The 5937-nt window shown below is 62.4% G+C and carries 6 protein-coding genes; 4 read left to right on the top strand and 2 right to left on the bottom strand.

Going from position 1 to position 5937, the window contains the following annotated elements:
- Positions 1-124: 124 nt before the first annotated feature.
- Positions 125-427, top strand: coding sequence for a hypothetical protein (locus ABE456_RS28110; RefSeq protein WP_085720495.1), 303 nt, complete (start codon positions 125-127; stop codon positions 425-427).
- A 3-nt stretch (positions 428-430) separates the two neighbouring features.
- On the opposite strand, the gene ABE456_RS28105 is transcribed toward ABE456_RS28110, so the two are convergent.
- Both ABE456_RS28105 and gcvA read right to left on the bottom strand, forming a co-directional pair.
- Positions 431-1681, bottom strand: a complete 1251-nt coding sequence (locus ABE456_RS28105) for an aspartate aminotransferase family protein (RefSeq protein WP_346646843.1) — start codon at positions 1679-1681, stop codon at positions 431-433.
- Between the two features lie 235 nt (positions 1682-1916).
- A complete protein-coding gene (gcvA, locus tag ABE456_RS28100) occupies positions 1917-2813 on the bottom strand; it encodes a transcriptional regulator GcvA (protein ID WP_346646842.1) in 897 nt (298 codons plus the stop codon).
- Positions 2814-3068: 255 nt separating this feature from the next.
- Here gcvA and ABE456_RS28095 point away from each other — a divergent pair, with 255 nt between their 5' ends.
- The 3 genes from ABE456_RS28095 (at position 3069) to ABE456_RS28085 (ending at position 5792) form a co-directional block, all read left to right on the top strand.
- Positions 3069-4451 carry an amino acid permease gene (locus ABE456_RS28095; protein ID WP_346646841.1) on the top strand — a complete coding sequence of 461 codons (1383 nt, stop codon included), beginning with the start codon at positions 3069-3071 and terminating at the stop codon, positions 4449-4451.
- A 60-nt stretch (positions 4452-4511) separates the two neighbouring features.
- On the top strand, positions 4512-5009 hold the full coding sequence (locus tag ABE456_RS28090; RefSeq protein WP_346646840.1) for a PaaI family thioesterase: 498 nt from the start codon (positions 4512-4514) through the stop codon (positions 5007-5009).
- Positions 5010-5096: 87 nt separating this feature from the next.
- Positions 5097-5792, top strand: coding sequence for a glutathione S-transferase N-terminal domain-containing protein (locus tag ABE456_RS28085; protein WP_346646839.1), 696 nt, complete (start codon positions 5097-5099; stop codon positions 5790-5792).
- The last annotated feature ends 145 nt before the right edge of the window (positions 5793-5937 follow it).

The raw sequence follows: 5937 nt of genomic DNA, 5'->3' as shown, positions 1-5937 counted from the left end.
CCCACAGGCAATGTACTATCCCTGTGGGAGCGGGCGTGCCCGCGAAGAGGCCAGTAGAGACAACAGAGACCGCCTGCCGTACTCTACGCGCCCATACGCCAAACACCCACTGAGGTAACCCCGCTTGAGCACCAAGTACCCGTACATCGCTACCATCACCATCAGCGCCGAAGACCGCGGGGGTGATACCGAGGCCTCGGAAAACCCAAACATGCGCGTTGGCCTGGAGGCGGTGACCGAAACCCTGAAAAAGGTGCATTTCGTCGGTACGCTCGCGGCACCCGAAAAGAACGCCACGCACATCTGCGTGACCCTGGAGAACGGCCTGACCTACTACGGCCCGATCGTCAACGGCCACGCCGAACTCGAAGGCGGCTGGATTGCCTTCGAGTCCGACATGCTCACCCCGGCAGAACTGGGCCTGTAAAGCTCAGTTCAATTCCGCCAGGCACTGCTCGAGGATATCCAGGCCTTCTTCGAGCACCTCGGCCTCGATGGTCAGCGGTGCCAGCAGGCGGATGATGTGCCGCGCCTTGCCGCTAGGCATCAGCAGCAGGCCCTTGGCCCGCGCTGCTTCCATCACCTTGGCCAGTTGCGCCGGTGCCGGGCTGCCATCGGCATTGACGAACTCGATGCCGCGCATGGCGCCCACGCCGGTCAGGCGGCCGATGAACGGGCTCAGGCCCGAGGCTTTCCAGCGCTCATGGCGGCTGACGATGGCCTGCTCCTGGCGCTCACCCCAGGTGGCGACGTTCTCGTCGGTCATCTGTGCCAGGCTGGCCAGCGCCGCCGCACAGGCAATCGGGTTGCCAGAATAGGTACCACCCAGGCCGCCCTTGGGCAGCGACGCCATCACTTCTTTGCGCCCAACCACTGCACCCAGCGGCATACCGCCGGCAATGCTCTTGGCCAGCAGCAGCAGGTCGGGCTCGATGCCCAGACGCGGGAAGGCGAAGCGCTGGCCGGTACGGCCGAAGCCCGACTGGATCTCGTCGATGATGATCAGGATGCCGCGCTCGTCGCAGAACCGGCGCAGCGCCTGGGCGAAGGCTGGGTCAAGGGCGAGGAAACCGCCTTCGCCCTGCACCGGTTCGAAAATGAACGCCGCCACGTCTTCCATCGCCAGCTCGACGCTGAACAGGCGGTCCATGGCCTTGAGCGCCTGTTCGCAGGTAACCCCGTTGTCGGCGCTGGGGTAAGGCAGGTGGTACACCGGCCCGGGCAGTTCGCCAACCCGTTGCTTGTATGGGGCGACCTTGCCGTTGAGGTTCAGGGTGGCCAGGGTGCGGCCATGGAAGCCGCCGTCGAAGGCGATGATGGCGCGCTTGCCGGTGGCGCCGCGGGCCACTTTCAGGGCGTTTTCCGCCGCTTCCGCGCCGCTGTTGGTGAGCATGCCGGCCAGGGGGTAACTGACCGGGACGAACTGGCTCAGTTGCTCCATCAGCGCCAGGTACGGGCCATGGGGGGCGGCATTGAAGGCGTAGTGGGTGAGGCGGGTGGCCTGGGCCTGGATCGCCTCGACCACGGCGGGGTTGCAGTGGCCCAGGTTGAGCACGCCGATACCGCCGACGAAGTCGATGTAACGTTTGCCGTCGGTGTCCCAGACTTCGGCATTGCGGCCATGGGAAAGTGTGATCGGGTGAACGATGGCAATGGACTGGCTGATACTTTCCTGGTTCATGGGGCACGCGGACCTTGTTCGAGTTTCTTATTATCCAAGCGTGTTGGCGGGTTATTCCGCAAACGAATTATTCGATTGCGGTCATTCCATGGATTCGTGATCTGGCGATTATTTTGTGTTGCCTGTGCCGGCCTCTTCGCGGGCTTGCCCGCTCCCACAGGTACTGCACAGTGTTCGAATCTGTGGTGATCCTGTGGGAGCGGGCAAGCCCGCGAAGAGGCCGGTACAGGCTAACTCAATCCCCCTCAGCCACCCGCTCCCGAATCCACTGCACAAAGGCCCGAATCTTGGGCACTTCGGCGGCATGTTCGGCATGGGCAATGAAGTGTCGGCCATTGCTCGCCACCGGATGGTCCCAGGCCACCACCAGCTTGCCCTCGCTCAGTTCTTCGGCCACCAGGTAGCGCGGAATCAGGGCAATGCCGCAGCCAGCGATGGCCGCACGGATGCACAGGTAGAACGTGTCGAAACGCGGCCCGTGGTAGCTGTTCTGGCTATGCAGCCCCAGCCCCAGAAACCACTCATGCCAGGCCTCCGGCCGCGACACGCATTGCAGCAGGCGGTGCTCGGTCAGCGCCTGGGCACTGTCGAAGCGGTGGTTGGCCAGCAGCTGCGGGCTACACACCGGAACCACTTCTTCGCTGAACAGCTCGATGCAGGTTGCCCCAGGCCAGGTGCCCTGGCCGAAGAAAAAGGCGATGTCGGCCTTGGCCTGCACCAGGTCGAATGGTTCCAGCTCGTTGCGGATGTCCAGGTGAATGCGTGGGTAGCGGTCGCCAAAACCCTTGAGTTTGGGTACTAGCCAACGCGCGCCGAAGGTTGGCTGGGTGGCAATGCGCAGCACTTCGGTTTCGTCGCCGTAGCTGAGGATGTAGCGGCTGGAAATATCGATCTGGGTGAGGATCTTGTTCACTTCGGTGAGGTACAGCGCGCCGGCCGGGGTCAGGTGCAGGCGCCGGCGAATGCGCTGGAACAGCGAGTGCGAGAGCATGTCCTCGAGCTGCGCCACTTGTTTGCTGACGGCGCTTTGGGTCAGGTGCAGTTCCTGGGCTGCGCGGGTGAAGCTGAGGTGGCGGGCGGCCGCTTCGAAGCACTGAAGGGCGGTGGTCGAAGGCATCAGGCGTTTGGACATGACAGGCAAATACCGAGCAAAAAAGGAAGAAGTTCATTCCATAACGGAATCATGTGTTTCGAAAAGGTCGTTTGTTGGCCCCGCCCTATAGATTAATACTGACCTGGATCAACGATTACAACCGGTCATACGAAGAGGAGGTCAGTACCCGCTTCCGGCAACTGCAAAACAACAACAACGAACATCAGAAATTTATAAGAATTCTGCTCCGACCTTCAGCCGCCATGCCGCGGCCGACCCATTTGAGGGTTCTTCATGGCTTCGCAAGACAACAAGAAACAGCGTTCCCTGCAGCACGGCCTGACCTCGCGTCAGGTGTCCATGATTTCCATCGCCGGTATCATCGGCGCCGGCCTGTTCATCGGCTCTTCCAATGCCATCGCCACCGCCGGCCCGGCCATTCTCATCTCCTACGCCATGACCGGCCTGCTGGTGCTGCTGGTAATGCGCATGCTCGGCGAAATGGCCATCGCCAACCCTAACAGCGGGTCGTTTTCCACCTATGCCTCCGAAGCCATCGGCCCTTGGGCCGGTTTTACCATCGGCTGGCTGTACTGGTGGTTCTGGGTGCTGATCATTCCGGTCGAGGCCATTGCCGGTGCCGACATCCTGCATGCCTACTTCCCTGGTGTGCCGTCGTGGCTGTTCGCCTTCCTGATCATGCTGGTGCTGTCGGGTACCAACCTGATCAGCGTGAAGAACTTCGGCGCCTTCGAGTACTGGTTCGCGTTGGTCAAGGTGGTGGCGATCATCGCCTTTATCGTGGTTTGCAGCCTGGCGGTGTTCGGCTTCTGGCCGCTGGCCGAGGTGTCCGGGGTCAGCCGGCTGTGGGACAACGGCGGCTTCATGCCCAACGGCTTCGGCACCGTGCTGGGTGGCGTGCTGATTACCATCTTCTCGTTCTTCGGCGCCGAAATCGTCACCATTGCTGCTGACGAAACCGCCAACCCGAAAGACAAGATCCGCCGCGCCACCAACCTGGTGGTGTACCGCATCGCCATCTTCTACCTGGCATCGATCTTCCTGGTGGTGTCGCTGGTTGCGTGGAACGACCCTGCGCTGAAAGCGGTTGGCTCGTTCCAGCGCGTGCTGGAAGTGCTGAACGTACCGGGCGCCAAGTTGCTGGTCGACCTGGTGGTGCTGGTGGCAGTGACCAGCTGCATGAACTCTGGCCTGTACACCGCCTCGCGCATGCTCTATTCGCTGGGGGCGCGTGGCCAGGCGCTGAGCGTGACCAAGCGTATCTCCGGTTCTGGCGTGCCGACCGTGGCGGTAATCTTCTCCACCCTGGCGGGCTTTGCCGGCTGCTTCGTCAACTATGTGTTCCCGGGCAAGGTGTTCGGCTTCCTGCTGTCTACCACCGGTGCCATCGCCTTGCTGGTGTACCTTGTGATTGCCGTGTCGCAGCTGCGCATGCGTGCCCGTGCCGAGCGCGAAGGGCGGCCGCTGGAGCTGAAGATGTGGCTGTTCCCGTACCTGACCTGGCTGGTGATCGGCACTATCGCCATGGTGCTGGGTTACATGCTGTTCAGCGATGCCTACCGCTATGAAACGCTGATGACCGCAGGTGTGACCGCGTTTATCCTGCTGGTTTCGCTGACCCAGCGGCGCGCCAAGGTGGTGGCGCAGACGGCCTGACGATTCTGCTTTAATGTGGGGGCGTTGCGCGCCCCCCATTCTAAAAAGCACAGGAAGCGTATGAACGACCAAACCCTATCCCTCCAGGCCCTCGCAGCGCCCGACGGCACCTGCTACGGCTGCGGTTGCTCCCACCCCAGCGGCCTGCACCTGCAGAGCCACTGGGACGCCGACGGCATCCACCTGTTGTGCCGGCACGCGCCCGACAGCACTTTCATCGGCTGGCCCGGCCTGGTCTATGGCGGCCTGCTGGCAATGCTGGTCGACTGCCACTCCAACTGGACGGCCATGGCCTACCACTACCGCAACGAAGGCCGCGAGCCGGGCAGCCTGCCGCGCATCGACTGCGTTACTGGCACCCTCAACCTGACCTACCTGAAACCTACGCCGATGGGCGTCGAGCTGTTGCTCAAGGCGCGCGTGGAAGGTGAAGTTGGGCGCAAGAGCCGGGTGGTTTGCGAAGTCTGGGCCGACGATGTGCTGACCGTGACTGCCGACTCGGTGTTCGTCCGCGTCGATACCGAAAAGCTCAAGCTCAAGGCTCACGGCCAAGCTTGAGCTGCCAGCGCTGATGAAGGGTCGGTGATGGTCAGCGGCCGGGGATGTCTCTAGAGTGACAGGTTCATTCCCCAGGCAAGGTTGATCATGACCGATCTCAGTGCTTTCCCCATTACCCGCAAGTGGCCCGCCCAACACCCCGAACGCCTGCAGCTGTATTCACTGCCGACGCCCAACGGCGTCAAGGTGTCGATCATGCTCGAAGAAATCGGCCTGGCCTATGAGGTGCACAAGGTCAGTTTCGACAACGACGACCAACTGAGCGCCGAGTTCATCTCGCTCAGCGCCAACAACAAGATCCCCGCTATTCTCGACCCTGATGGCCCAGGCGGGCAGCCGCTGCCGCTGTTCGAGTCGGGGGCGATCCTGCAGTACCTGGCGGAGAAGAGCGGCCAGTTGCTCAGCCAGGACCCCGCCCAGCGTTACCAGACCCTGCAGTGGCTGATGTTCCAGATGGGCGGCATCGGGCCGATGTTCGGCCAGGTTGGGTTCTTCCATTTCTTCGCCGGCAAGGCGTACGAGGACAAGCGCCCGCGGGACCGTTATGTCAACGAGTCCAAGCGCTTGCTGGGCGTGCTGGACCGGCATTTGAAAGGCCGGGAATGGATGGTCGACGAGTACAGCATCGCTGATATCGCGATCTTCCCATGGGTGCGTAACCTGGTGGAGCGGTACAACGCCCGTGAGTTGGTCGGCTTCGATCAGTTCAAGGAAGTGCAGCGGGTGCTGGCGGCGTTCCTTGAGCGGCCGGCGGTGCAGCGGGGCCTGAAGATCCCGGGCTGAGCAGGACGCCCCGACCATATATGTATGCACTGGCTTTTGTAGGAGCGGCCTTGTGTCGCGAAAGGGCTGCAAAGGCAGCCCCGGCAATCTATGCGTTCCCGCTGGAATCCCGGGGCCGCTTTGCGGCCCTATCGCGACACAAGGC

Origin of the sequence: Pseudomonas sp. TWI929, from assembly GCF_039673335.1 — a bacterium.
Taxonomy (GTDB): Bacteria; Pseudomonadota; Gammaproteobacteria; order Pseudomonadales; family Pseudomonadaceae; genus Aquipseudomonas.
This window is presented reverse-complemented; position numbering and strand designations above follow the sequence as displayed.